The 24,974-nt window shown below is 67.8% G+C and carries 24 protein-coding genes and 1 tRNA gene; 11 read left to right on the top strand and 14 right to left on the bottom strand.

Annotated features, from left to right (window positions below):
- Window positions 1-96: 96 nt before the first annotated feature.
- The 4 genes from crtY (at window position 97) to A7X12_RS21815 (ending at window position 4,431) form a co-directional block, all read left to right on the top strand.
- Window positions 97-1,254 (top strand): lycopene beta-cyclase CrtY, encoded by a 1,158-nt coding sequence (crtY, locus tag A7X12_RS21830; RefSeq protein WP_064313566.1) that lies wholly within the window; start codon window positions 97-99, stop codon window positions 1,252-1,254.
- On the top strand, window positions 1,254-2,735 hold the full coding sequence (locus tag A7X12_RS21825; protein WP_064313565.1) for a phytoene desaturase: 1,482 nt from the start codon (window positions 1,254-1,256) through the stop codon (window positions 2,733-2,735). Before crtY ends, A7X12_RS21825 begins: the two co-directional genes overlap by 1 nt.
- A 191-nt stretch (window positions 2,736-2,926) precedes the next feature.
- On the top strand, window positions 2,927-3,508 hold the full coding sequence (locus tag A7X12_RS21820; RefSeq protein ID WP_064313564.1) for a TIGR00730 family Rossman fold protein: 582 nt from the start codon (window positions 2,927-2,929) through the stop codon (window positions 3,506-3,508).
- Window positions 3,508-4,431 (top strand): phytoene/squalene synthase family protein, encoded by a 924-nt coding sequence (locus A7X12_RS21815; RefSeq protein WP_064313563.1) that lies wholly within the window; start codon window positions 3,508-3,510, stop codon window positions 4,429-4,431. Before A7X12_RS21820 ends, A7X12_RS21815 begins: the two co-directional genes overlap by 1 nt.
- A gap of 9 nt (window positions 4,432-4,440) precedes the next feature.
- On the opposite strand, the gene A7X12_RS21810 is transcribed toward A7X12_RS21815, so the two are convergent.
- The 4 genes from A7X12_RS21810 to ftsE are packed head-to-tail and all read right to left on the bottom strand — an operon-like array spanning window position 4,441 to window position 7,242.
- Entirely contained in the window at window positions 4,441-5,124 is a 684-nt protein-coding gene (locus A7X12_RS21810) for a lysophospholipid acyltransferase family protein (protein WP_064313562.1), read from the bottom strand.
- Window positions 5,124-5,663, bottom strand: coding sequence for a YdcF family protein (locus tag A7X12_RS21805; protein ID WP_064313561.1), 540 nt, complete (start codon window positions 5,661-5,663; stop codon window positions 5,124-5,126). The genes A7X12_RS21810 and A7X12_RS21805 overlap by 1 nt, the downstream gene beginning before the upstream one ends.
- Window positions 5,660-6,544 (bottom strand): cell division protein FtsX, encoded by an 885-nt coding sequence (locus A7X12_RS21800; protein ID WP_064313560.1) that lies wholly within the window; start codon window positions 6,542-6,544, stop codon window positions 5,660-5,662. Before A7X12_RS21800 ends, A7X12_RS21805 begins: the two co-directional genes overlap by 4 nt.
- Window positions 6,541-7,242 carry a cell division ATP-binding protein FtsE gene (ftsE, locus tag A7X12_RS21795; RefSeq protein ID WP_064313559.1) on the bottom strand — a complete coding sequence of 234 codons (702 nt, stop codon included), beginning with the start codon at window positions 7,240-7,242 and terminating at the stop codon, window positions 6,541-6,543. Before ftsE ends, A7X12_RS21800 begins: the two co-directional genes overlap by 4 nt.
- 180 nt (window positions 7,243-7,422) lie before the next feature.
- Between ftsE and A7X12_RS21790 the strand changes: the two genes are divergently transcribed.
- Window positions 7,423-8,121, top strand: a complete 699-nt coding sequence (locus A7X12_RS21790) for a zinc-ribbon domain-containing protein (RefSeq protein ID WP_064313558.1) — start codon at window positions 7,423-7,425, stop codon at window positions 8,119-8,121.
- Here A7X12_RS21790 and A7X12_RS21785 read toward each other — a convergent pair.
- Window positions 8,093-9,451 carry an MATE family efflux transporter gene (locus A7X12_RS21785; RefSeq protein ID WP_064313557.1) on the bottom strand — a complete coding sequence of 453 codons (1,359 nt, stop codon included), beginning with the start codon at window positions 9,449-9,451 and terminating at the stop codon, window positions 8,093-8,095. The genes A7X12_RS21790 and A7X12_RS21785 overlap by 29 nt on opposite strands.
- Window positions 9,452-9,580: 129 nt before the next feature.
- Between A7X12_RS21785 and A7X12_RS21780 the strand changes: the two genes are divergently transcribed.
- From A7X12_RS21780 to A7X12_RS21765, 4 genes are all read left to right on the top strand, one after another.
- Window positions 9,581-9,667, top strand: a tRNA-Leu gene (locus A7X12_RS21780).
- A 169-nt stretch (window positions 9,668-9,836) separates the two neighbouring features.
- Window positions 9,837-12,419: a hypothetical protein gene (locus tag A7X12_RS21775; RefSeq protein WP_064313556.1), complete on the top strand. Its 2,583-nt coding sequence runs from the start codon at window positions 9,837-9,839 to the stop codon at window positions 12,417-12,419.
- 79 nt (window positions 12,420-12,498) lie between these two features.
- Window positions 12,499-13,836 carry a M28 family metallopeptidase gene (locus A7X12_RS21770; protein ID WP_064313555.1) on the top strand — a complete coding sequence of 446 codons (1,338 nt, stop codon included), beginning with the start codon at window positions 12,499-12,501 and terminating at the stop codon, window positions 13,834-13,836.
- A 14-nt stretch (window positions 13,837-13,850) separates the two neighbouring features.
- Window positions 13,851-14,387 carry an NADPH-dependent FMN reductase gene (locus tag A7X12_RS21765; RefSeq protein ID WP_064313554.1) on the top strand — a complete coding sequence of 179 codons (537 nt, stop codon included), beginning with the start codon at window positions 13,851-13,853 and terminating at the stop codon, window positions 14,385-14,387.
- 118 nt (window positions 14,388-14,505) lie between these two features.
- Here the strand turns inward: A7X12_RS21765 and A7X12_RS21760 are convergent, their stop codons facing one another.
- The 5 genes from A7X12_RS21760 to argH are packed head-to-tail and all read right to left on the bottom strand — an operon-like array spanning window position 14,506 to window position 19,132.
- On the bottom strand, window positions 14,506-15,456 hold the full coding sequence (locus A7X12_RS21760; RefSeq protein ID WP_064313553.1) for a zinc transporter ZntB: 951 nt from the start codon (window positions 15,454-15,456) through the stop codon (window positions 14,506-14,508).
- Window positions 15,453-16,208, bottom strand: a complete 756-nt coding sequence (locus A7X12_RS21755) for a precorrin-2 dehydrogenase/sirohydrochlorin ferrochelatase family protein (RefSeq protein ID WP_064313552.1) — start codon at window positions 16,206-16,208, stop codon at window positions 15,453-15,455. Before A7X12_RS21755 ends, A7X12_RS21760 begins: the two co-directional genes overlap by 4 nt.
- Window positions 16,205-17,464 carry a diaminopimelate decarboxylase gene (gene lysA, locus A7X12_RS21750; RefSeq protein ID WP_064313551.1) on the bottom strand — a complete coding sequence of 420 codons (1,260 nt, stop codon included), beginning with the start codon at window positions 17,462-17,464 and terminating at the stop codon, window positions 16,205-16,207. The genes A7X12_RS21755 and lysA overlap by 4 nt, the downstream gene beginning before the upstream one ends.
- Before the next feature lie 49 nt (window positions 17,465-17,513).
- Entirely contained in the window at window positions 17,514-17,759 is a 246-nt protein-coding gene (locus tag A7X12_RS21745; RefSeq protein ID WP_064313550.1) for a hypothetical protein, read from the bottom strand.
- A complete protein-coding gene (gene argH / locus A7X12_RS21740) occupies window positions 17,756-19,132 on the bottom strand; it encodes an argininosuccinate lyase (protein WP_084445914.1) in 1,377 nt (458 codons plus the stop codon). Before argH ends, A7X12_RS21745 begins: the two co-directional genes overlap by 4 nt.
- Before the next feature lie 127 nt (window positions 19,133-19,259).
- Here argH and A7X12_RS21735 point away from each other — a divergent pair, with 127 nt between their 5' ends.
- The gene (locus A7X12_RS21735) at window positions 19,260-19,712 is read left to right on the top strand and encodes a TlpA family protein disulfide reductase (RefSeq protein WP_232318641.1); all 453 of its coding nucleotides are present in this window, start codon (window positions 19,260-19,262) and stop codon (window positions 19,710-19,712) included.
- Window positions 19,713-19,718: 6 nt separating this feature from the next.
- On the opposite strand, the gene A7X12_RS21730 is transcribed toward A7X12_RS21735, so the two are convergent.
- Window positions 19,719-20,675, bottom strand: coding sequence for an alpha/beta fold hydrolase (locus A7X12_RS21730; protein ID WP_064313548.1), 957 nt, complete (start codon window positions 20,673-20,675; stop codon window positions 19,719-19,721).
- A gap of 93 nt (window positions 20,676-20,768) precedes the next feature.
- Window positions 20,769-22,589, bottom strand: coding sequence for an ABCB family ABC transporter ATP-binding protein/permease (locus tag A7X12_RS21725; protein ID WP_198162140.1), 1,821 nt, complete (start codon window positions 22,587-22,589; stop codon window positions 20,769-20,771).
- Between the two features lie 89 nt (window positions 22,590-22,678).
- On the opposite strand from A7X12_RS21725, the gene A7X12_RS21720 reads away from it, so the two are divergent.
- On the top strand, window positions 22,679-22,915 hold the full coding sequence (locus A7X12_RS21720) for a hypothetical protein (protein ID WP_064313547.1): 237 nt from the start codon (window positions 22,679-22,681) through the stop codon (window positions 22,913-22,915).
- A 3-nt stretch (window positions 22,916-22,918) separates the two neighbouring features.
- On the opposite strand, the gene A7X12_RS21715 is transcribed toward A7X12_RS21720, so the two are convergent.
- On the bottom strand, window positions 22,919-23,827 hold the full coding sequence (locus tag A7X12_RS21715) for a prephenate/arogenate dehydrogenase family protein (protein ID WP_064313546.1): 909 nt from the start codon (window positions 23,825-23,827) through the stop codon (window positions 22,919-22,921).
- Window positions 23,827-24,921, bottom strand: coding sequence for a histidinol-phosphate transaminase (hisC, locus tag A7X12_RS21710; RefSeq protein WP_064313545.1), 1,095 nt, complete (start codon window positions 24,919-24,921; stop codon window positions 23,827-23,829). Before hisC ends, A7X12_RS21715 begins: the two co-directional genes overlap by 1 nt.
- Window positions 24,922-24,974: the final 53 nt, after the last annotated feature.

Here is a 24,974-nt window from a genome sequence, read left to right as displayed (position 1 = left end):
TGGCGTGCGCCGGGGCGCCCCCGGCCAGCGACCGTTTCGTGCCGCGTCCCCAATGGCGGGGTTCCCACACCTCCGCCCTTGGGCTAGGCGACAGCCATGCCTTCAACCATCAGTTGTGACGTCGCCATTGTCGGCGGCGGCCTTGCCGGCGGGCTTATCGCGCTGGCAATCCGGAAGAAGAAACCCGATTGCACCGTCCGGCTGATCGAAGGCTCGGCGCGGATCGGCGGCAATCATCTCTGGTCGTTCTTCGCGGACGATATCCCACCCGAACATCGCTGGCTCGCCGCGCCGCTGATCAGCCATGGCTGGAACGGCTATGACGTCGCGTTCCCGGCGCACAGCCGCACTTTGCCCGGCCGCTATTATTCGGTCGAGTCGGAGCATTTCGATCGCGTGGTGCGAGAGGCGCTGGGGCCCAAGGGCCTGCTGCTCGGTCGCGAGGCGGCGGACATCACCCCCAATGCCGTAGCACTTGCGGATGGCGACCTGGTCGAGGCCGAGGGCGTGATCGATTGCCGCGGCGTCGGCGATACCAGCGCGCTCCAGCTAGGCTGGCAGAAATTCCACGGCGCTGAACTCGCGCTCGCCGCGCTCAACACGGTACCGCGCCCGCTGATCATGGACGCGACGGTGCCGCAGATCGACGGCTACCGCTTCGTCTACTGCCTGCCGTTCAGTCCGACGCGGATGTTCGTCGAGGACACCTATTACAGCGACACGCCATCGCTCGACATTCTCGCCACCGGCGACCGGATCGAGGCCTATGCCGATGCGGCGGGGTGGCAGGTCGATCGCGTGCTGCGCGAGGAAGTGGGCAGCCTGCCGGTGGCGATGGGCGGCGATCACAGCGCCTATTGGGCAGCGGGCGGCCGCGGCATTGCCAAGGCGGGGATGAAGGCGGGCCTGTTCCACCCGATGACCGGCTATTCCTTCCCCGACGCCGTCCGCACCGCCGCCATGATCGCCGATGCAAATGACTATTCGGGCGAGGCGCTGCACCAAATGCTGTATGGCTATTCGCGGGCGCTCTGGCGCAAGCGCGGCTTCTATCGCATGCTCGCCGCGATGCTGTTCAAGGCGGCCGAACCCGAGGAGCGCTATCGCGTGCTGGAACGATTCTACCGTCTGGATGCAGGACTGATCCAGCGCTTCTACGCCGCGCAATCGACCTGGGGAGACCGCGTCCGCGTGTTGTCGGGCAAGCCGCCGGTGCCGATCAGCCGCGCTCTTGCTGCGATCTGGAACCGCTGATGCGCCGCGCAGTCGTTATCGGCGCCGGGTTCGGCGGCCTCGCCCTTGCCATCCGCCTCCAGTCCGCGGGCGTCGACACCACCGTCATCGAAGCCCGCGACAAGCCGGGCGGGCGTGCCTATTATTGGGAGCGTGACGGCTTCACCTTCGACGGCGGCCCGACGGTGATCACCGACCCGGACGCGCTGAAGGAGCTGTGGCGCCTTTCCGGACACGATCTTTCGGAGGATGTGACGCTCAAGCCGGTCACGCCCTTCTATCGCCTGTCCTGGCCCGACGGCACGACGTTCGACTATACCAATGACGATGCCGTGCTGGCGGGCGAGATCGCCAAACTCGATGCAAGCGACATCGCCGGCTATCGCAAGTTCCTGGAATATTCCGAGCGGGTCTATCAGGAAGGCTATGTGAAGCTCGGCGCCAAGGCGTTCCTCGACTTCAAGTCGATGCTGAAGGCAGCGCCCGCGCTGATGCAAAACCAGGCCTGGCGCTCTGTCTATTCAATCGTGTCGAGCTATGTGAAGAACGAGAAGCTGCGCGAGGCGCTGTCGTTCCACACGTTGCTTGTCGGCGGCAATCCGATGGCGACCAGCAGCATCTATGCGCTGATCCACAAGCTGGAGCGCGACGGCGGCGTCTGGTGGGCCGAGGGCGGTACCAACCGCCTCATCGCGGGCATGATCCGTCACTTCGAACGGTTGGGCGGCGCAGTGCGGATCGGCGATCCCGTCGACGAGATCCTCACGCTGGGCGATCGTGTCGTCGGCGTGCGCACGCGCAGCGGCTTTGAGGTCGAAGTCGATGCGGTGGCGAGCAACGCCGATATCGTCCACAGCTATCGCGATCTGCTGCGCAATTCGCGCAGCGCGCGGCGCACCGCCGGCCGCCTGATCAACAAGCGCTATTCGCCCTCGCTGTTCGTCGTGCACTTCGGGCTTCGGGGGACCTTCCCGGACATCCCGCACCACATGATCCTGTTCGGCCCGCGCTATAAGGGGCTGCTCGACGATATCTACACCAATGGCGTGGTCAGTGAGGATTTCTCGCTCTACCTGCACCATCCCAGCGCATCCGATGCCAGCATGGCCCCCGAGGGGCATTCCACCTTCTACGCGCTGGCCCCGGTTCCGCACCTGGGCAAGTTCCCGGCCGACTGGAGCCAGGTAGGCCCTATCCTTGAAGCGCGCATCCTTGCCGAGGTCCAGCGCCGGTTGATCCCCGATCTTGCCGAGCGGATCGTCACCAAGTTCCATTATGCGCCGACCGACTTCCGCGACGATCTCGCGGCGCATCATGGATCGGGCTTCAGCCTGGAGCCGATCCTCACGCAGAGCGCCTGGTTCCGCGTGCACAATCGCGATGACGCGATTTCGAACATGTATTTCGTTGGCGCTGGTACGCATCCTGGCGCAGGCATTCCGGGTGTGGTGGGCAGCGCCAAGGCCACGGCGGAGCTGATGCTGGGCGAGATCGGGGCGTAGCAGAGGGTTAAGAGGGATCCTCCCAACTCAATTTCCTTCCTTCAGGGGATGGGTGGGGCCGTGTCTCCAGCGAGACCAATCGATGATCTGGAGCCCCGCCACCCCAACCCCGCCTCCCAGGGGGAAGGGCTAAGGAAGGGGCTCTCCCTCCCGGCCAAAACACGCTATCAGCCCCGCCACAGGAGCATCTCATGAAGCGTATCGCCGTCTATTGTGGCTCGGCCAGCCCGGCCGATCCGGTCTATATCGAAGCCGCCCGCACCCTGGGCCGCACGCTCGCCGAGCGTGGCATCGGTGTCGTCTATGGCGGTGGCCGCCTCGGTCTGATGGGCGCGGTCGCCGATGCTGCACTGGAGGCAGGCGGCGAGGTGATCGGCGTGATTCCCACCTTGCTGGTCAATGCCGAGGTCGCCCATCGCGGGCTAACCAGTCTGGAAGTCTGCGAGACGATGCATGAGCGCAAGGCGCGCTTTACCGAACTGGCCGACGGCTTCGTCAACCTGCCTGGCGGCACGGGTACGATGGACGAATTGTGGGAAGCGATGAGCTGGGCGCAGCTCGGCTACCACGCCGACCCGATCGGGCTGCTCAACATCGCCGGCTATTACGACAAGCTGGTCGAGTTCTGGGAGCATATGGGCGCTGTGGGCTTCGTTCGCCCGCAGCACCAGGGGCTGCTGCTGGTCGATTCCACCATCGACGGGCTGCTGGCGAAGATGGCCGAGGCGCAGCCCGTGGTACCAATCGCCCAGCTGCGCCGCGAACAGCTGTAATGCGCTTTCCCGGCCGCGACGCGATCGTCGCGACTGCGGGCGAATCGATCGCCCGCGGCTCGCGCAGCTTCGCCGCGGCGAGCAAGCTGTTCGACCCAGAGACCCGCGAACGCGCCTGGCTCCTCTATGCCTGGTGCCGCCGCTGCGACGATATCGTCGACGGCCAGGACCATGGCCATGGCATGACCCGCGTCGCCGATCCGGCTGCACGGCTGGCGGAAGTCCGCGAGCGCACCGCCGCGGCGCTGGCGGGGGAATGGGTCGGGGACGCTGCGTTCGACGCGCTGCGCATTGTGGCGGCCGAGACCGGCATGCCGCATCGCTTCGCATGGGACCTCATAGACGGATTCGCGCTCGATGCCGCGGACTGGCGCCCGCAGATCGAGGACGATTTGCTGCGCTATTGCTACCATGTGGCGGGCGTGGTCGGCTGCATGATGGCGGTGGTGATGGGCGTACGCCCCGACGACGAGGCGGTGCTTGACCGTGCCTGCGATCTCGGCCTCGCCTTCCAGCTCGCCAATATCGCGCGGGACGTCGGCGAGGATGCCGAAGCCGGTCGTTGCTACCTGCCGGCTGTCTGGCTCGCCGAAGTGGGGCTGACCCCGGCGGACCCGCTCGCCGATCGGAACGCGCTCGCCATTCTCGGTACCCGTCTGGCAGATCGGGCCGAAGGCTATGAGATCAGCGCACGGGGGGCGGCCGCGGCGCTTTCGTTCCGCTCGGCCTGGGCGGTGCTGGCGGCGGCGGACATCTATGGCGGCATCGCCCGGAAGGTCCGTGCGCGAGGCCCGCACGCCTGGGACAGCCGTACGTCCACTTCGGGCGGCGAGAAGCTGGCCGCTATCCTCAAGGCCTGGAGCGAGGCACGCCGCCGGGCACCTACGCCGCGTCCGGGGGGATTGTGGACCCGACCGCGCTGAGTCTCAGCCTTATCCGTTCAAGGCGTTGATCGCCGCATGCACGCGCGCCTCGATCTCGCGACGGGGCAGTCCAGCCTGAATCGGCTCGCCGAAGCGGAAGACGATCTCGCCCTTGTGCATTAGCCCCTTGCGCGGCCAGATATGGCCGCTTTTCACCGCAACCGGCACCACCGGCAGGTCGAGCGCGCGATAAAGCCCTGCAAATCCCGAGCGTAGCGGCGGCGCCTCACCCGGCGGCACGCGCGTACCTTCGGGGAAGATCAGTACCGAGCGGCCGGTGGCGCGGGCCTTCTGCGCCTCGCGCATCATCGAACGTAGCGCCGCTGCATTGGCCTCGCGGTCGACCACGATCGTGCCGTAGCGCTTCGCCGCCCAGCCCCAGAGCGGGATCTTGCTGAGCTCGCGCTTCATCACCGTGGCCGGGCTGCCGAGCATGCGGGTAAGCTCCAGCGCCTCGATATAGCTTTCGTGCTTGCCGGCGAACAGGATTTGCCCGGTCGGCACGGTGCCTTCGATCCGCAGCCGCGCGCCGACGATGGTGCGCACGAGCCATTGCAACTGCCACGCCCAGAAATTGGCATGCGCGCGCAGGAAGCGTGTGCCGAACAGCGCCGCGACCGGCACCAGCAGCACCATCACGATCGACATGCCGTAAAAGAAAACGCGAAACACCAACGTACGCAGCACGTCCATCAATCGACCCCCAGCAGGAGCGCCCCCCGGCGCACCAGATATTTATGATATTCGCGCAGCAGCATGCGCCAGCCCGGTCGGCTCGGGACACCGTCGCCAAGGATGGTCACGCCGCGCAGCACATGGCGCAGCTCCAGCCGGGCGCGCGCCATGTGCCAGTCCGAGGTGACGAGCCGGATGCTGCGATAGGCGTGCTCGTGCACCCATCGCCCGGTCTCGTCCGCGTTCGAGCGGGTATCGACCGCCTCGTGCCCCAGGTCCACGCAGCAGCGGAACAAGGCGCGCTCTGCGGGAAACTGCGCCGCCAACTCGCGTGGGCGCACGTCCGGATTCACGCCGCTCACCAGCATCCGCTTCGCATCCTCGCGGCGCAGTGCGTCCAGCCCGCGTTGAATCCGGCCCGGGCCGCCGGTCAGCACGACCACGGCGTCGGTGGGATGCGCGCCGAGCGGCTTGCCCAGGTTGAACAGGAAGACCGCGAAGCCGGCAGCCCATGCCAGGGCGAGCAGCACGAGCATGAAGAAGAATCGCCGGATCACAGCTTTCGCCCGAGCGTATGCAGCACGGTCATGCGCGTCGCGACTGTTGCCAGCAGCGCGAAACCCAGCGGTAGAAGGAGCAGCAGCGTCCAGTCGATCGGCAGCAGGGTCGCGCCGCCCAGCACGTCCGATCCGGTCAGCGCGAGCTTGGTCTGGAACAGGGCGACTAGCGCAAGCGCCGCCAGCGTGCCGAGGGCGCCGCCGAGCAGTGTGTCGCGCGCGATACGTCGCTGGAGGAGGCGGGCCACCTGAAGGTCGGTCGAACCGAGCATGTGCAGCACGTCGATGGTATCGCGGTGCGTGTCCAGCCCCGCGCGGGCGACAAGCAGCGCCACGCCGGCGGTGGCTGCCGCGATCACCAGCACCAGCCCGATGGCGACGAGGCCCAGCGCCGCCAGCAGGCCTCGCACGGGGGAAAGCCACCGCGCGCTGCTGTCCACCCGCGCCTGCGGCGCGATATGTCGGGCGGCGGCTGCCACCTGCGCGGCCGATCCCGGCGCGGCGGTGACGTCGATCAATACCGGCATCGGCAGATCCGGATCGAGCCCGGCATCGCCGAGCCAGGGTTTGAGCAGCTCCGCCAGTTCGGCGCGGTTCGCCTGACGCACCAGGGTCACGCCAGGCACCGTCGCGATTCCTGCGACCAGTGCCTTGGCACGGATGTCGCGCAGGCGAACATCGGATTCGATCAGCTGTACCGTCAGCTGCCCCGCCAGCTGCCGGTCGAGCCCGCTGGCCGACCGCGCCACGCCCAGGCCCAGCGCGCCGGCCAGTACGGTGAGGAACAGCATGATTGCCATGATCCCCGCCATCACCCAGCTGCGCTGGCCCTCGCCCAGCAGGCGCAGGTCGATTGCGGCGCGCTGCCGGAATCCGTTCATGCGCCCCCCGGGGGGTGGCGAAGCAGCCCGGAGGGGTCGACCAGCCGTCCCTTCTCGACGCGCATAAGCTGCGCGCGCGGAATGCGGCGGATCAGATGCAGATCGTGCGTCGCCACGACGATTGTGGTTCCCAGTCGGTTGAGCGCCTCGAACAGATGGAGGAGTCGATCCGCCATTTCCGGATCGACGTTGCCCGTTGGTTCGTCGGCAACAAGGATTTCGGGGCGGGCGATCACCGCGCGGGCAATGGCGATGCGCTGCTGTTCGCCGCCCGACAGCGTCGGCGGCTTGGCGGTAACGCGCGCGCTGAGGCCGACCCAGGCGAGCATTTCCATGACCGGCGTCTCGATCTCGCTCTCGCGAACGCCGGCGACACGAAGCGGCAGCGCTACATTGTCATAGGCCGAGAGCTGGGGCAGCAGCCGAAAATCCTGGAACACCACGCCGATGCGGCGGCGAAAGCCCGGGAGCCGGGCGCGGGGCAGGGCGCCGGCATCCTCGCCGAACAGGCGCACGGCACCGCGCGTCGGCCGCTGGGCGAGGTAGAGTAGCTTCAGCAGCGAGGTCTTGCCCGCGCCTGATGCGCCGGTGAGAAAATAGAAGCCGCCCGCCGCCAGCGTGAAGCTCACGTCCGACAGCGTTTCCGGTCCGGTCCCATAGCGCAGGCCGACATTTTCGAAGTGCACGATGTTCGCCATGCGCCGTGCGGCCTGGCCTCCTTTTCGCGTGGTCGTCGATCGCCATCGCACAGCCCCGGATGCCGCTCAAGCCGCCGTCCGTCCCAAGCCGCTTGCTGGCCCGAATCGGCCCCGCTAGACTCCGAGGTCCCGGCGCAGTTCGGGCCGTCGCGTTTCGGGCGGGTACCAGGGGGTTTGGGCATGATCTTGGAGTGCAGCCAGTGCGGATCGCGCTACGAGGTGCCGGATTCGGCGATCGGTCCGGACGGCCGCACGGTGCGCTGTGCGAACTGCAAGCATAGCTGGTTCCAGTCGGGCGCGCCGTTAGAGCGCCCTGGGTCTGAGCCTGCGCCGCTCGCGAGCGTTGCCGAGGCGGAACCGGAGACGGCGCCCGCGCCGCTGCCGCGCAGCTTCGCCGCGCAAGCGGAGGTGCCGGACTATGACCCGTTCGACGCGCCCGCTCCGCCGGTGAAGCGCAGCGGCCTACGGTGGACGATCGCGGCGCTGGTGGCGTTGGTTTCGGTGGTACTGGGCGGCGCCGCCCTGCTCTACTGGAAGGCGCCGCAGGTGCTCACCCAGCTGGGCCTCCCGATCGGTGGCGCGAGCACGCCGCTCGTGTTCAGCGACAAGAATGTTGCGCTGCAGGCCCGGCCGGACGGCAGCAAGCTGTTCATCGTTTCGGGCAAGGTGCTCAATCCGACCGGCAGCGTGCAGCACGTGCCCGATATCCGCATTCGCCTGATCGATGCGCAGGGCGGCGAGGTCTATAGCTGGCGGATCACCCCGGCGACCCGAACGCTCGATTCGCAGGCGAGCTTCGATTTCAACGGCGCCAAGGTCGATGTGCCGAGCGGCGCGAAGAATGTGCAGCTCAGCTTCGTGAGCGAACTCGACGGGTGACGACCAGCAGGCGGCCTCCGTCGAGCAGCGCCGCCGCGACCATGCCGAACCCGGACGCCAGCACCAGTGCCTGCGGGCCCAGCCCTGCTTGCACCAGCCACAAGCCGAGGCCACCGGTCACCAGGAAAAAGGCGAGAATGCCGTTCACCCCGGCCGCGACCTGGTCGCCGAGCGATCGCAGCGCATAGACGAATACCACCTGCACGCCGTCGAACAGGATGAAAGGCGCCCAGAGCAGCAGCATGGATGCCGCGAGCGTGTGAACCTCGCCCGGCGCGGGGAAGCGCTCCACAACCAGCATCGGCACGAAGACCAGACCCAGCGCCAGCAGGCCGGTGGCAAGGGCCGCAAGGACGGCGGCGATGCCCGCACGGCCGGCGGCCGCCTCGGGCACGCCCTCGCCTACCGCATTGCCGACGCGGACTCCCGCAGCCGATCCCAGGCCCAGTGCCACCGCGAACGTGACATTGTGGATCGAGAAGACGATCTGGAAGGCATGTGCGGTAGTCTCCCCGAGCTGGGTCGACAGCGCGATCAGAATCGAAAAGCCCACCAGCTCCAATCCGGAGGCGACGGCGGGCACGAGACCGAACCGAGCGAGCGCCCAGGCTCCCCTCCACGTTTCCGTCCGTCCCCAGTCGCCGAGCGACCGCACGCCGCGCGCCTCGGCACGCGGCAGGGTCCAGGCGGCCGCAAGCATGCCGATCGCGCCGAGCGCGGAGGCGATGGCGGTCGCCGTCGCGGCGCCCACCGCGCCCAGCGCCGGTAGCCCCCATGCGCCCGTGGCCAGCAGCCAGGCGAGCAAGGCGTTCACCGGCAGCACCCCGAGATTGACGACCGTGACCCGCGCCGGGCGGCTGACGCCTTCGAGAAAAAAACTCGTTGCGATGGTGAGCAGCTGGAAGGGATAGGCAAGCGCCATGATCTGCACCACCGGTGTACTCGCCGCGACCAGATCCGGGGACACACCCACGCCTGTGAGCAGCGGCGCGGCGAACCCGAACAGGATGCCCATGCTGGCGAGGCCGAGCAGCAAGGCGAGCAGCAAGCCTTCGTGCAGCACGCGACCGGTCTGGCGCAGCTCGCCCGAGCCATCTGCGCGCGACACATGAACGAGGATGCCAGTCAGCGCGCCCAGCCCCATCACGATGCCCGGAAAGGTGATCGTCCTGCTCGCGCCCAGCGCGGCAACTTGGTGCGTCCCTGCAAGGCCCACCACCACCACATCGGTCACATGGAGAATCGTCCAGTTGAGACCGGTCAGCATCACCGGCCAGGCCAGCGCGAGGAGTCGGCGGGTTTCCGCAGCGAGGGGGGAGGCGGCAGGCATGGCAGGGGGCATAGGCGGAAGCGATCGTGCAAGAAACCCGCACAAGATGGGTTGCCAGCCCTATTTCGCTTTGCTAGGGGCCGCTGCCTTACCAGCCGCTGGTTTGAAAATTCCGGCGGAAATTCACGTGCGGTCGTGGCGGAACTGGTAGACGCGCAACGTTGAGGTCGTTGTGGCCGAAAGGCCGTGGAAGTTCGAGTCTTCTCGACCGCACCATGAATTAAGACAATGGGGGCTCCGGCCCCCATTTTCGCATTCGCGTAGCATGCGCCGTAATTTATCCGATAATCGGGCACAGTTTTGCGACATGTGCGTCGTACCCGCCGAACAAGGACGAGCGGGCCTGCGGGCCCGCTTCTGATTCGGAACAAGGGACGGAGCAACGATGAAGCGACTGGGGACCACCCTGGCAGGTTTGTTGGCGGGCGTATCGCCGCTGGTGGCGCAGGCACAGACCACGACCCCGGCACTGCCGCCGAGCGGCCGCCCCACTTCGGTCCCCACCGCACCGGTGCAGGACGATCCCTATACGGACGAGATCGTCGTAACCTCCAGTCAGCAGCGCGGCGCAGTGCAGGGCGATATCCCGCCGGAAATCCAGCTCAACCAGGCGGACATCCGTGCCTATGCCGTGTCTTCGGTCGCGGACCTGCTGAACGAGCTCGCGCCGCAAACCGGCAGCGGGCGTGGCAGCGGCCGGCCGGTGGTGTTGCTCAACGGCCGCCGGATCTCAAGCTTCGCCGAGATCCGCGATCTCCCGACCGAAGCGATCGAGCGCGTTGATATCCTGCCCGAGGAAGTGGCGCTGAAGTTTGGCTATTCGGCCGACCAACGGGTGGTGAACTTCGTACTGCGTGAGCGATTCCGCGCGCTTACCACCGACCTGGAAGGCGGCGCTCCCACGGAAGGCGGTAACAGCACGCAGCAAGTGCAGGCCGACATCCTGAAGATCAACCGTGATCGCCGCGTCAATCTCGACGTGAAATATCAGGGGAACTCCGCGCTGCTCGAAAGCGAGCGCAACCTACTGCCTACGATCAGCGACGGCAGCGGCGTCAACCAGGCCCCTTATCGTACCTTGGTCGCGCCCAGCCAGGATCTCAACATCAACGGCAGCTACGCGCGTAACCTCAGCGCGAAGGTTGGCGCCACGGTCAACGGCACCCTCGAAGTGCAGCAGAGCGAAGCGCTACGCGGTCTTGCCCTCGCGCAGGTCGCCGCGCCGCTCGCGCTGTCGGCGGATCCGAGCCCGCTTACTGCGAGCAGCCGCACCATTACCGCGCACCTTGGTACCACCCTCAACGGCGACGGGCTGCCCTGGAGCAACAGCTGGAGCTGGTCGATCACCGGCAATTACGATCGCACGACCAGCAAGACGATCACCGATCGGGGTTTCGAGCCGAGCGGCGCCGTCCGTCCGGCGGATCGCGGCGATTCGACCTCGAACGTCGGCACCGTCGACGCATTGCTGCGCGGGCCGTTGTTCAAGCTGCCGGCGGGCGATGTCTCGACGTCGCTTCGGATCGGCGGCAGCATCAGCGACTTCGACAGCACCAGCTTCCGCGGCGGCGTCCTTCAACCGACCAAACCGCTCACCCGCAACATCGGCAGCGGCCAGCTCAATATCGACCTGCCGATCGCCAGCCGCCGCCGGGACGTGCTGCAGCCGCTGGGCGACCTGACGATCAACGGCAACGTCGCGGTGCAGCAGCTGTCGGACTTCGGAACGCTGACCACGACCGGATACGGCGTGAACTGGTCGCCGTTCAAGCCGGTGCGCCTGCTTGCCTCATGGACCAATGCCGAGGATGCGCCGACCACCGCGCAGCTGGGCGGACCGCTCATCACCAGCCCCAATACCCGCGTGTTCGACTATCGCACCGGCCAGACGGTGACGATCACGACCATTACGGGCGGCAACCCCTCGCTGCAGGCCGAGGAGCGGCATGTGATGAAGCTCGGCCTGGAGCTGCGTCCGCTGGAAAAGACCGATCTGTCGATCCGCGCGGATTATGTAACAAGCCGCATCCGCAACGACATCGCGACCTTCCCGGCCGCCACCGCGGCGATCGAGGCCGCATTCCCGACCCGCTTCGTCCGCGATCCCGATGGAGATCTTGTCAGCATCGACAATCGTGCGGTGAACTTCGCCGAGAACAACACCAGGCAATTGCGCTGGGGCTTCAATCTCTCGGTTCCGATCAAATCGTCGCTGGAAAAGAAGATCGCTGCGATGCGCGCCCAGCGTCAGGCCGAGCGGGCCGCCGCTATCGCCGCTGGCAAGCCGCTGCCGCCGGAAGGCCAGGCGCGGATGTTCGGCCAGCAGCAGGGCCAGAACGGCCAGCCGCCCCGCTCGCCCTTCGGCGGCAGCCTGTTCGGCCCGCCGCCGGCACCGCCTGCGGCCGCAGCGGCGGGCGGCGGAGGGCAGGGGGCCGGCGGCTTCCGGGGACGCGGCGGCTTTGGCGGGCCCAGTGGCGCGCTGGCCGGCCGGCTGCAGTTCAGCCTCTACCATACCTGGTACCTCAAGGATCAGATCAAGATCCGCGACGGCGTTCCGATTCTCGACCTGCTGCACGGCGATGCGGCCGGCAACAACGGCGGCCAGCCCGCACACCAGATCGACGCGCAGGCCGGGTTCACCAAGGACGGCGTCGGTGCGCGGCTCGGCTTCAAATGGCAAAGCAGCACGACCGTCTACACGGGGCTGAACAACACCAATCAGCTCCATTTCGGCGAGCTCGGTACGTTCAACCTGCGCGTTTTCGCGGACCTTGGTCGCCAGTTCAAGCTGGTGCGCGCGCATCACTGGTTGCGCGGCACCCGGGTGAGCCTGTCCGTCACCAATCTCTTCAACACGCGCCAGCGGGTAACCGACCAGACCGGCGTGGTTCCGCTCAACTATCAGCCGGACCTGCTCGATCCGACCGGTCGGGCGGTGCAGCTGAGCTTCCGCAAGCTGTTCTTCTGACGGTCACGCGGTGCGGCGCCGGTTGCGCGCAGCGCCGGCTTGGCCCATCACCCGGCACGAAACCAAGGGGGATGGGCGAATGAAGCGTGGGTTGCTGCTGGCGGCATGGGCCGCCGCGAGCGGGCTGTCGGTACCGGCGAGTGCACAGGTCAGCGCAGATTGGGTGCGCGCGCACGAGATATTCCTCGCCGGCGACGAACTGCGCGGGCGCGGCAGCGCGACGCCCGACGAAGCGATCGCCGCCGCCTATGTGGCGGCGCAGTTCCGCGGCTTCGGCCTCCAGCCCGCGCCGGGGATGGACGGCTACCTCCAGAAGGCCGATATCGTCCGCCTGAAGCTAAAGGCGCCGATCACCCTCACCGCCAATGGCGCACCGGTGCCGGGCGCGGTGCTGCTGGTCGGCGACGGCACGGGCAGCGAGGGCGTCGCCCGCCTCACCCCCGCCAAGGCGATGTCGCGCATGGCACCTGCCCCGGTGATGCTGATCACCGGCGACATGCCCGTCATGCAGCTCTACCGGCTGGCACGCGCGTTCAAGACGCCGCACCTGCTACTGGTCCGCGAGAGCGCCGATACCCAGGCGATGCTCAAGGCTTTGCACGGCGAACCGCGCCTGCCCGGCGGGCTGCGCGGCGAGACCCGAGATCCCGCGCCCTCGATCGTCGTGCTGCCGGCCGCCGCCTTCGATGCGCTGGCAGCGCAGAAGGACCCCAAGGTATCGCTCACCGTACCGGTGGAAGAGAAGGTCACGGCCACCACCAACGCGATCGGCTGGCTGCCGGGCACCGACCCCAAGGCGGGCGTGCTGCTCCTGAGCGCGCATCTCGACCATCTCGGCGTCCAGGCCGACGGCACGATTATGCACGGCGCCAATGACGACGCTTCGGGCACCACCGCGGTGCTCGAACTCGCCCGCACGCTTGCTGCCAAGGGCAAGACCAAGCGCGGCATCCTGTTCGTCGCTTACGGGTCGGAAGAGATCGGCGGCTATGGATCGACCTATTTCGGCGCCCACCCGCCGGTGCCGCTCGACCAGATCGTCGCCAATGTCGAGGTCGAGATGATCGGCGCGCAGGATCCGAAGCTTCCCGTCGGGACGATGATGATGACCGGCTTCGAGCGCTCGACTCTGGGCGAGACGCTCAAGAACCACGGCGCGCTGGTCACCGCCGACCCGTATCCGGAGCAGAACTTCTTCCAGCGCTCGGACAATTATTCGCTCGCGAAGAAGGGCGTCGTCGCCCACACCATCTCGGGCTGGGCGGTAGTGCCGACCTATCACAGCAAGGACGACACCGTCGCCAATATCGATATCGCCTTCATGACCCGCGCGATCCAGTCGCTGGTCGAGCCGCTCCACGCGCTGGCCAACAGCGACGCCAAGCCGGAATGGAAGCCCGGCGGCAAACCCGAATGATTGAACGAGGTAGCATGACCACCCCCCATATCGTCGCGCTCGGCGGCACGCTTCGCCCGCAATCCAGCACCGCCCGCCTGCTCGGCGCCGCCTTGGCCCGCGCCGAGGCGCGCGGCGCGCGTACCACCCTGCTGACCGGGCCCGACATCGTCTTCCCGCATTTCGAGCCCGAGCATGGCGAGAGCGACACCAAGGTGATTCGCTTCGTCGAGACGCTGCGCAGCGCCGATGCGGTGATCATCGGCTCGCCGGGCTATCACGGCACGCTCTCGGGCCTGGTGAAGACGGCGCTTGACTATGTCGAGCTGCTCAGCCGCGACGATCGCGTCTATTTCGACGGCATGCCGGTCGGCCTGATCGCCACGGCCGCGGGCTGGCAGGCCTCGGTCTCGACGCTGCAGGCGCTGCGCACCATCACGCATGCGCTGCGCGGCTGGCCGACGCCCATGGGGATTGCGGTGAACACGGTCGAGACGCCCGATGTCGAGACGTACTGCCAGGGTTCGCTCGACGTGATGGTGGGGCAGATCTTCGAGTTCCTGAAGCGGTAATCCGCCCTCCGTCGTGCCGGCGAAAGCCGGAATTCATCGGGGTCGCCGTCATGGCGCCTGCTGCAACAGCGCGGCGAATGGATTCCCGCGTCCGCAGGGATGCCAGGAATCAGCGAGTCTATTCGAACCAGTGGCGGTGGACGAAATATCCCGCGATCCCCGCCGACATGACCACGCACATGCCCACCACCCCCCAGAAAGCCCAGGGTTCGTGTGCGAAGGGGATCCCGTCGACGTTCATGCCCAGAAGTCCGGTGAGAAACGTCAGCGGCAGGAATACCATCGCGACGATGGCAATCACCAGCGAGCGCTGGTCGAGCAGCTCGCCGCGCAGGTCGGTGAGCGTTTCGTGCGTCAGCGCTGCGCGCTCGCGGATGCTCTCGACCTCTTCGGCCATGCGTGCGGCGCGGTCGGCGGCAGCCGAGAGATGCAGCCGATCGTCGTCCCGCAGCCAGTCACCCGGCAAGCCCGCCAGCTTCTCGATCGCCGCGCGCTGGGGGTTGAGGAACCGGCGATAGCCGATCGCCTGCACCCGCACCTTGTTAACCATCCGCCGCAGCTCGAAGGCGCGGTGGGCGGAGAGCTGCTCCTCGCAATCATCAAGGGAATCGCCGAGCTCGGCGACGACGGGATCAAGCTGCTCGGTGATCTCTTGCGCAAAGGCGGCGATCAGGTCGCCTGGGTCGAGGATCTTGCCCGCTTCCACCTGCGCGCGCACCGCCGGCAGAGCATTGAGATGCTTGCGGGTGACCGAAAAGACGCAGCCGCCCATGGCAAAGATGCGGATCGACGCGAGCGGATCGGATGCCGTGGTCGCCTCGGTCGAGAGACCGCGCAGGTTGATCACCGCGCCGTCGCCGACCGCATCGCAGCGCGGCCGCGTCTCGGTCGCGGTCAGCGAATCGATGACATAAGGGGAGAGCTTGGCCTCGCCGCCAAGCCAGAGCTGGGCGCGCTCGTCATTGGTGGTGAGGTGGATCCAGGTGAGGCCGCCGGTCGCCGCCAGCGCCGCGCGCATCGTCGGCTGTTCGACTGTGCCGTCCTTCACGACATAGGCGAAGCCGCTCAACCCGCCATCTCCAGCCAGAGCGACAGGCCATCGCCGGGATCGGCAGGGGGACGGGCGAGAATGCGCGCGGCATCGGCACGCGCGCGGTTGAGAATGGCATCGGGCACGTCGCCTAGATGGAAAAGCCGGTCCGCCTGCGCAAGCAGCCGGGCGTTGCGCAGCGTGAGGTCTTCGGGATCGGGCGAGCTAAGCCGCAGCGTGACAAGTTGCGCTTTGGGCGCGGCGCCATCGGCCAGCCAGCGATCGACGTCGCCGTCACCCGCGAGCAGATCGAGCATGCCGCCCTCGCCCAGCGCATCCGCCAAGGCTCGGCGGCGCGCACCGGCATCGGGCCAGCGCATCTTCATCGCCGCGCGGCTGCGACCCAGCCCCCGCGCGAGCGTGCCGAGGCTCGCCGGCAGCAACGCCTCCAGCCGCTGGCGGAGTGCCGCTGCCAGACCCGCCGAAACGCCGCCCGTGCCGATCGCGATCAGCACCGGATCGCGGTCGACGATCGCCGGCAGCGTAAAGTCGCACAGCTCCGGCCGGTCGACGCAGTTAACCAGCACGCCGCGTGCCTTGAGCCGGCCGACGACCTCTTCAGGCTCATCCAGCGCGACGATGGCGAGCGCGGCGATCTCGCCCTCGCTCACCACCTGCGCGCCGGCACGATCGAGCAGACGGCGCTTGGCGTCCGCCGGCTCGCCCTCGCCGATCAGGATTACCGGCCGCCCCGCCAGCTTCACGAACAGGGGCAGCGCGGCGAGCGTCACTTCAGCCAGTCCGGCACCTGCTCGGCGGCCATGATCTCCTCGGCGGAGATGCGGCCGGCGACCACGGCGTAGCGGTCACCCGAGACCAGTACTTCGGGCACCAGCGGGCGGCTATTGTACGTGCTGGCCATGGTCGCGCCGTACGCGCCCGCGGTCTCCAGCACGGCGAGGTCGCCGGCCTTGACTGCGTCGATCTCGCGCGCCTTAACGAACACGTCGGTGCTTTCGCACACCGGCCCCGCGACATTCGCCACAAAGCGCTCGCCGTTGGGCTGCACCGCCGCGAAACCGTGATAGGCGTCGTACAGGGCCACGCGGGCGAGGTCGTTCATCGCCGCGTCGACCACCACCCAGGGATGGACCTGCCCCGGCTTCACCCACAGCACTTCGGTGACGAGCAGGCCTGCGCTGCCGGCGATGGTGCGGCCCGGCTCGAACATCAGTTCGACATCCCAGTCCTTGGTCACCCGCGCGACCATCTCGGCATAGGCTTCCGGCGTCGGCGGTACCTCGCCGGGGCGATAGGCGACGCCCAGTCCGCCGCCGAGATCGACATGGGTGATGGTGTGGCCGTTCGCGCGAAGCTCGGCGAGCAGCCGGCCGACGCGCTCGAACGCGGCTTCCAGCGGGGCGAGGCCGAGCAGCTGGCTGCCGATATGCACCGCGATGCCGTGCAGATCGAGGCCGGGGAGGTTGCCGAGCCGATCGAAGATCGCCGGCGCTTCGCCGATCGGCAGGCCGAACTTGTTCTCCGCCTTGCCGGTCGAGATCTTCTCGTGCGTGCCAGCATCGACGTCCGGATTGACGCGCAGCGCTGCCCGCGCGGTCAGCCCGCGCTCGGCCGCGAGTGCCGCCAGCACTTCGCCTTCCTCGACCAGCTCGAGGTTGAACTGGCCGATCCCGGCCTCCAGCCCCTTGACCAGCTCGCGCCGGGTCTTGCCGACCCCCGAGAAGACGATGTCCTTGGGCGCCACGCCCGCCGCCAGCGCGCGTGCCATCTCGCCACCCGAGACGACGTCGGCGCCGAAGCCCTCGTTTGCCAGCAGCTTGAGCACCGCGAGGTTGGGATTGGCCTTGATCGCGAAGGCGAGGTGGATGCGCCCCAGCGGCTTCAGCGCGTCGCGAAAGGCGCGGGCATTGGCCTGGAAGCGTTCGGTGGAATAGACATAGACGGGCGTACCCACCTCGGCGGCGATGCGCGCGAGGGGCAGCGATTCGACGTGCAGTTCGCCGTCGATCATCGAAAAATCGGTCATGGGCCTCTGGGTGCGGCGTTAGAGCAAGATGCTCTCAGGGCCGCCAAAATCAGTTGGGTGGCAGGTCGAACTCGTCGCTCCGCCGCGCCTCGGACGCCTGGATCAGGTCGTCGCTGCGCGAGGGGCGAGTCTGGGCGGGCGCTTTGAGAAGGTCAGGAGGCGTGGGCGTCGCCGCGGCGCCGTATGGCGCCACCGGCAGCGATGCCCCCGGCGGCGGGGCCAGGGCCTCGCGCACGCCGCAGCCGCTCAGTGCCAGGCCCAGGGCCGGTACGACGAGCAGCAGTCGCTTCCTCATGCTTCCTCCTCACGGCCCTTGCGAGCCGCCGCTATCGCCGCGCGAACGCGCGACGGTGCCGTGCCGCCGAAGCTGGTCCGGCTGTTCACCGATGCGTCGACGCTGAGAACGCCGTACACGCGTTCGTCGATCCGTGCATCGATTTCCTGAAGCGCTGCGATCGGCAGCTGATCGAGCCGGATGCCCTCGGCTTCCGCCTTCGCTACCGCGCGGCCGGTGATGTGATGCGCCTCGCGGAACGGGATGCCGCCTTCGCGCACCAGCCAGTCGGCGAGGTCGGTGGCGGTCGAGAAACCGGCCTCCGCAGCCGCGCGCATCCGTTCCAGCCGGAACGTCGCGCTCTCGACCATGCCGGTCATCGCCGCGATGCTTAGGCCGAGCAGGTCGTGGGCTTCGAACACCGGCGGCTTGTCGTCCTGCATGTCCTTCGAATAGGCGAGCGGCAGCCCCTTCATCGTCATCATCAGGCTGAACAGCGCGCCGCTGATCCGCCCCGCATGTCCGCGGACCAGCTCGGCGGCGTCGGGGTTGCGCTTCTGCGGCATGATCGAGCTGCCGGTCGACCATTGGTCGGACAGCGCGACGAAACCGAAGGGTTGGCTGGCCCAGATCACGAATTCCTCGGCCAGCCGACTGAGGTGGAGGCTGCACTGCGCCGCCGCCGTCAGATAATCGAGCGCGAAGTCGCGGTCCGAAACCGAATCGAGCGAGTTGCGGGTCGGCCCGTCGAAGCCCAGCGCCTCGGCGGTGGCTTCGCGATCGAGGTTGAAGCCGGTACCGGCCAGCGCCGCCGAGCCCAGCGGGCACAGGTTCATGCGCGCGCGGGCGTCGTGCAACCGCGAGCGATCCCGCGCGAACATCTCGAAATAGGCCATCAGATGGTGGCCCAGCGTCACCGGCTGCGCGACCTGAAGGTGCGTGAAGCCCGGCATCACGCTGTCGGCATGCTGCTCGGCCCGCGCCAGCAGCGCGTCCTGCAGCGCACCCAGCGCCGCATCGGCCTGGTCGACCGCGTCGCGCACCCAGAGGCGGAAGTCGGTCGCGACCTGGTCGTTGCGCGAGCGCGCGGTGTGGAGGCGGCCCGCCACGGGCCCGATCTTCGACGCCAGCCGGCTTTCGGAGAGCATGTGGATGTCTTCGAGCGCCAGATCCTCGGGCACGCCGTTCGCGGCGAACTCTTCGGCGACCTGGTCGAGCCCCGCGCCGATCGTCGCTGCGTCTTCGGCCCCGACGATCCCCTGCTGGCCCAGCATCTCGACATGCGCCTTGGAGCCGCGCAGATCCTGTCGCCACATTCGCTTGTCGAAGGGAATAGAGGCGTTTATCTCGCGCATCACCGCGGACGGGCCTTCGGCGAAGCGCCCTCCCCACATGGAATTGGAGCTGTCCTTGCGCTCGGTGATCGGTCTTCTCCTTCTGGGCGCCCTCGCACTGGGCGCGTGCGATAAGCAATCGCAGCCTTCTCAGCAAGCGAACGTAGCGGCGCCTGCCAATGCAAGCGTGCCCGCGCCGGGCGGCACGGTCGACCGCAGCCACAAGGGCGAGGCGGCGCCAACGATTCCGTTCACCGATGCGGCGGGCAAGAAGGCCACGCTGGCGGCCTTCAAGGGCAAGCCGGTGCTGCTCAACCTGTGGGCGACCTGGTGCGTGCCGTGCATCAAGGAAATGCCGACGCTCGATACGCTGGCGGGCAAAACGGGCGACACGCTTGTTGTGCTGCCGCTCAGCCAGGACCTCAAGGGGATGGAGGTCGTCGGCCCCTTCTTCCAGAAGAACGGCTACCAGCACCTGAAGCCGTATCTGGATACGGACACGGCGTTCAGCGTGCAGCTGGGCGTCAACTTGCCGACGACGATCCTGTACGATTCCACCGGCAAGGAAGTTTGGCGCGTCTCCGGCGAGTTCGACTGGGCCAGCCCTGAAGCCGCCAAGCTGATCGCCGAAGTGAAGTAACGGCGTTCAGGCCATGTCCGCCAGCGTCTCGCGGAGCCAGGCTTCGGTTTCGTCGGGATGCGTCAGCGGCAGCATGTGGCCGCCGTCGACCAGCGTCAGCTTGCCCCCGGCGATCTCCGCGACCGTGCGTTCGCCGTGCAGCGTCGGATCGAGCAGCGCATCCTGCCGACCGTACAGGATCGAGACCGGTATCCGGATTTCGCCGTAGCGTGCGACCAGCGGCGGCATCGCGCGCTCCGCCATGCGAATCTCGAAACTGCCCATCCGATAGGCGGACGCGCGCGCCGACAGCGCCCCGCCCCCGGCCGTGGCGAAGTCCGCGGGCACCGGATCGGGCGCGAACACGGCTTCTGCGCCGCGTTTGCCGAACGCTACCGCCATCGGCACCGCGATCGTCCAGGCGAGTGCCTCGCGGACGCCCGGTGGCGCCATCAGGCCGCGGAACACCGCCGGCGGTCGCTCCACCGCCTGGGTCAGCGGCGCGATCAGCGCGAGGGCGCCGGGCAGCTCGGGACGTTCCGTAGCCAGCGCCAGCGACACTGCACCGCCCATCGAATGGCCGACGACCAGCGGCTTCCGCAGCCCTAGCGTTTCGATCAGCTGCCCGATCATCTGTCCCTGCCGCGCAAGATCGGGGCGCGGCCCGGTGAGGTGCGAATGTCCCCATCCCGGGCGATCGACGAGGATCACGCGGTGGTCCTTCGCGAGTCGTCCGGCGAGCGAATGGGAGAAGTTGCGTAGCTGCGCCATCAGACCGTGGATCATCACGATCGCCGGCCCAGTTGCATCCTTCGGACCCAGTTCGACGATGTGGAGCCGCGCGCCGTCGACGTCCACGAACCGGCCGTCTGCGGGCACCCTCTCTTCGGCCTTGCGGCCCGCCCAGGCGGACCATCCGGCCAGCCCCAATACACCGATGCCGGCCAATCCGAACGGTATCAGCGTCGATCGATTTTTCCCCATGTCCCCCCCCTTGCGATCGTGCAATCGTAGCAGACAGCGAAGCGAGGTGGCAGGAGGTTCCGCAGGGATGCTTAAGGACCGGCGGCTGCAACGTCATTCCGCGACGGGCGCGTCGCCTTCCTCGCGTTCCTGCGCCTGGCGCGCCCACATTTCGGCGTAGATACCGTCCTGGCGCAGCAACTCGGTGTGCGTGCCCTGCTCTACCACCCGGCCTGCCTCCAGCACGACGATCCGGTCGGCATGCACCACGGTCGACAGTCGATGGGCGATCACGATCGTGGTTCGGCCCTGCTCGATCGATTCGAGCGTCGCCTGGATGTCCGCCTCGGTACGGCTGTCGAGCGCGCTGGTCGCCTCGTCGAGGATCAGGATGGGCGGATTCTTGACCAGCGTGCGGGCGATCGCCACGCGCTGCTTTTCGCCGCCGGAGAGCTTGAGCCCGCGCTCGCCCACCCGCGTGTCGAGCCCGTCGGGCAGCGCCTGGATGAAGTTGGCGATCGACGCGCCGCGCACCGCATCGGCGATCTCCGCCTCGCTCGCGCCCTCGCGGCCATAGGCGATGTTGTAGCCGATCGTCTCGTTGAACAGCACCGTGTCCTGGGGCACGATCCCGATCGCGGCGCGGAGGCTCGTCTGGGTCACCTCGCGGATGTCCTGCCCGTCGATGGTGATGCGGCCGCCGGTCACGTCGTAGAAGCGGTACATCAGCCGAGCGAGCGTCGACTTGCCCGCCCCCGAGGGGCCGACCACGGCGACGGTGGCGCCTGCCGGGATGTCGAGATCGATGCCCTTCAGGATCTGGCGATCGGCGTCATAGCCGAACTGCACGCCCTCGAACCGTACATGCCCCTGCTGGATGGCAAGCGGCTGCGCGTGCGCCGAATCCTTCACCTCGGCGCCGGTATCGAGCAGGTCGAACATCGCGCCCATGTCGATCACGCCCTGGCGGATCGTGCGATACACCCAGCCGAGCATGTCGAGCGGACGGAACAGCTGGCTCAGCAGCGTCGACACCAGCACCACGTCGCCCGGCGTGAATCGCCCGCTCGCCCAGCCGAACACCACCAGCGCCATGCCCGCGGCGAGCATCAGGTTGGTGATCACCGCCTGGCCGATATTGAGCCAGGCGAGCGAGTTCTCGCTGGTGACGGCGGCGTTCATGTATGCCGTCATCGCCTTGTCGTAGCGCGCGCTCTCGCGGGCTTCGGCGTTGAAATACTTCACCGTTTCGAAGTTGAGCAGCGAATCGACTGCGTGCGCCACGGCCCCGGTATCGAGGTCATTCATCTGCTCGCGCAGCTTGGAGCGCCAGTCGGTCACCCAGCGGGTGAAGGCGATATAGACCACCACCATCGCCAGCGTGCCCGCGACCAGCCACCAGCCGAAGCGGGTGCCGAAGATGCCGAGCACCATGCCGAGCTCGAGGATCGTAGGGGCGATGTTGAACAGCAGGAAATAGAGCATCGTGTCGATGCTCTTGGTGCCGCGCTCGACCACCTTGGTCACCGCGCCGGTGCGGCGGTTGAGGTGGAAGCGCAAGGACAGCTGGTGGAGATGGCGGAACACGTCCGAGGCGAGCCGGCGGGTCGCGTCCTGCCCCACCCGCTCGAACACGGCGTTGCGGAGGTTGTCGAACAGCACCGTGCCCAGCCGCGCGGCGGCATAGCCGGTGACGAGCGCGACGATCAGCCATACCGCGTCGCGCGGGCCCGAGGCCATCCGGTCGATCGCGCCCTGCAGCGCGAACGGCGCGCCATAGACCTGCACCAGCTTCGAGCAGAGCACGAGCAGCAGCGCGAGCACGATCCGAATCCGCAGCCCCGGCGCATGGCGCGGCCACAGATAGGGCAGGAAGCGCTTCATCGTGCCGAGCATGGGCCGGTCGAGCGTGGCGGACGAGGTTTCGGGAGGCATCCGCCCTAATCTGGGACGCGGGCGCGCATGACGCAACCACGGGAACAGCCCGGAGGTCTGTCCGTTGAATCGGGCAGGAGGTCACGATCATGGACCAACTGCTATACGTGCTGGCGATCATGGGTTGCAGCGACGACGCGCAGGCCTGCCGCCAGGTCCGCCTGGAATCCGCCCGCTATACGTCGCAGGTCGCCTGCCAGGAAGCCATGGAGGGCGCACTTCGTCGCGCCACAGATGTCGATTATCCCGTCGTGCAGGCCTCCTGCCAGCGCCAGAGCCAGCAGATGGTATCGCGCGAGCAGCAGCACCCGATGACGGGGAGCTGACGCTTATTCGTGCGACCGGCCGAAGTCCGGCCGCGCATCGTCCTGGCCCTGGTCGATGATCGAGCGGCGGATCGCACGGGTGCGGCTGAACAGCTCGAACAGCTCGTCGCCCTTGCCCCAGCGGATCGCGCGTTGGAGCGCGGTCAGGTCCTCGGTGAAGCGCTGGAGCATGTCGAGCACCGCCTCGCGGTTGCTCAGGAATACGTCGCGCCACATCGTCGGGTCGGACGCAGCGATGCGGGTAAAGTCGCGGAAGCCGCCGGCCGAATATTTGATCACCTCGGACTGGGTGACTTCCTCCAGATCCGAGGCGGTGCCGACGATCGTATAGGCGATCAGGTGCGGCAAATGGCTGGTCACCGCGAGCACCCGGTCATGGTGCCCCGGCTCCATCGTCTCGACCATCGCGCCAAGCCGCCGCCAGAACTCTCGCACCCGCTCCACCGCGAGCGGATCGCTGCCCTCGGGCGGGGTGATGATACACCAGCGGTGATGGAACAGCGAGGCGAAGCCGGCGGTCGGGCCGCTATTCTCGGTGCCCGCTACCGGGTGCGCCGGAATGAAGGTGGCTTTCGGCAGCGCCGTGCGCACCGCCTCGATCACGCTTTCCTTCGACGAACCTACGTCGCTGACGATCGCCTCGGCCGGCAGGTCGGTGGCAAACTCCGCTGCCACGATGCCCATGGCGCCCACCGGCACGCACAGGATCACCAGGTCGGCGTCGATCACCGCGGTGCCGGCGCTGTCCGCCACATCATCGCACAGGTCGATCGCCACCGCTGTCTGCCGCACGGCGGGATCGGCGTCGTAGCCGGTCACCCGCACGCTGGGCATGTGCTGGCGGATGCCGCGGGCGATCGAAGACCCGATCAGCCCCAGACCCATGATGGTAACGCGTGCGAAGGGCAGCATCAGGCGCCGAGCAAGCGACGCAGCGACGCGGCCACGCCCTTGATTTCTTCCTCGGTGCCGATGGTGATGCGCAGCCCGTGCGGCAGGCCCTGACCGGGCAGCCAGCGGACGATATAGCCGTCCTCCATCAGGTGCTTATAGGCCTGCTCGCCGGTCACCGCGCCCTCGAACAGGACGAGCTGGAAGTTCGCCTTGGACGGCACCGCGCGAACGCCCTTGTTGCCCATGCTGGCGATCTCGTCGGCGAACCACCGGCGCCACCGCGCATTGTGCGCGCGGCTGTGCTCCACGAACGCCTTGTCGCCCAGCGCCGCGATCGCCGCGCGGCCCGCGCCGATGCTGAACGCAAACGGCGCGCGGATACGGTGCATCGCGGCGATGATGTCGGGGTGCGCATAGCCCCAGCCCACCCGCTCGGAGGCCAGGCCGAAGATCTTGGAGAAGGTGCGGGTCACCAACACGTTGGACTGGGTGCGGGCGAGTTCGAGGCCGCCATCATCGTCCTCGGGCTCGAGATATTCGGTATAGGCCTGGTCGAGCACCAGCAGCACGCTCTTGGGCAGCGCGGCATGGAGGCGGGCGATTTCCTCGCGCGCCGTGTAGGTGCCGGTCGGGTTGTTGGGGTTTGCCAGGAAGACGATCTTGGTCTTCTCGGTCACGCAGGCGAGAATCGCGTCGACATCGGTCGCATAGTCGCGGTCGGGCGCAACCACCGGCGTCGCGCCGACGCGGCGGGCGGCGATGTCATACACCGCGAAGCCATAGCGCACATAGATGATCTCGTCGCCCGCGCCGGCGAAGGCGCCGGCGGCGAGGTGCAGCACCTCGTCCGAGCCGGTACCGTAGACAATCCGCTCGGGCTCGACTCCGTAATGCGCGCCGAGCGTCTCGCGCAGCGCAACCGCGCCGGCATCGGGATAGCGCTCCAGCTCGGTCGCGGCGGCGGCATAGGCGTCGCGCGCGGCCTGCGGCGTGCCGAAGGGATTCTCGTTCGACGAGAGCTTGGCGGCGGGCTTGCCCGAATCGGTGGTGGCGCGGCCCGGGATATAGGGGGCGATGGCCATCACCCAGGGCTTGGGGACGGGTGCGTTCATGGGCCGGGGGATTGGAGGAATGGCGCCCGATTGGCAAGCCGTACGGCGGGGAT

The sequence above is a fragment of the Sphingomonas sp. TDK1 genome, from assembly GCF_001650735.1.
Lineage (GTDB): Bacteria > Pseudomonadota > Alphaproteobacteria > Sphingomonadales > Sphingomonadaceae > Sphingomonas.
This window is presented reverse-complemented; position numbering and strand designations above follow the sequence as displayed.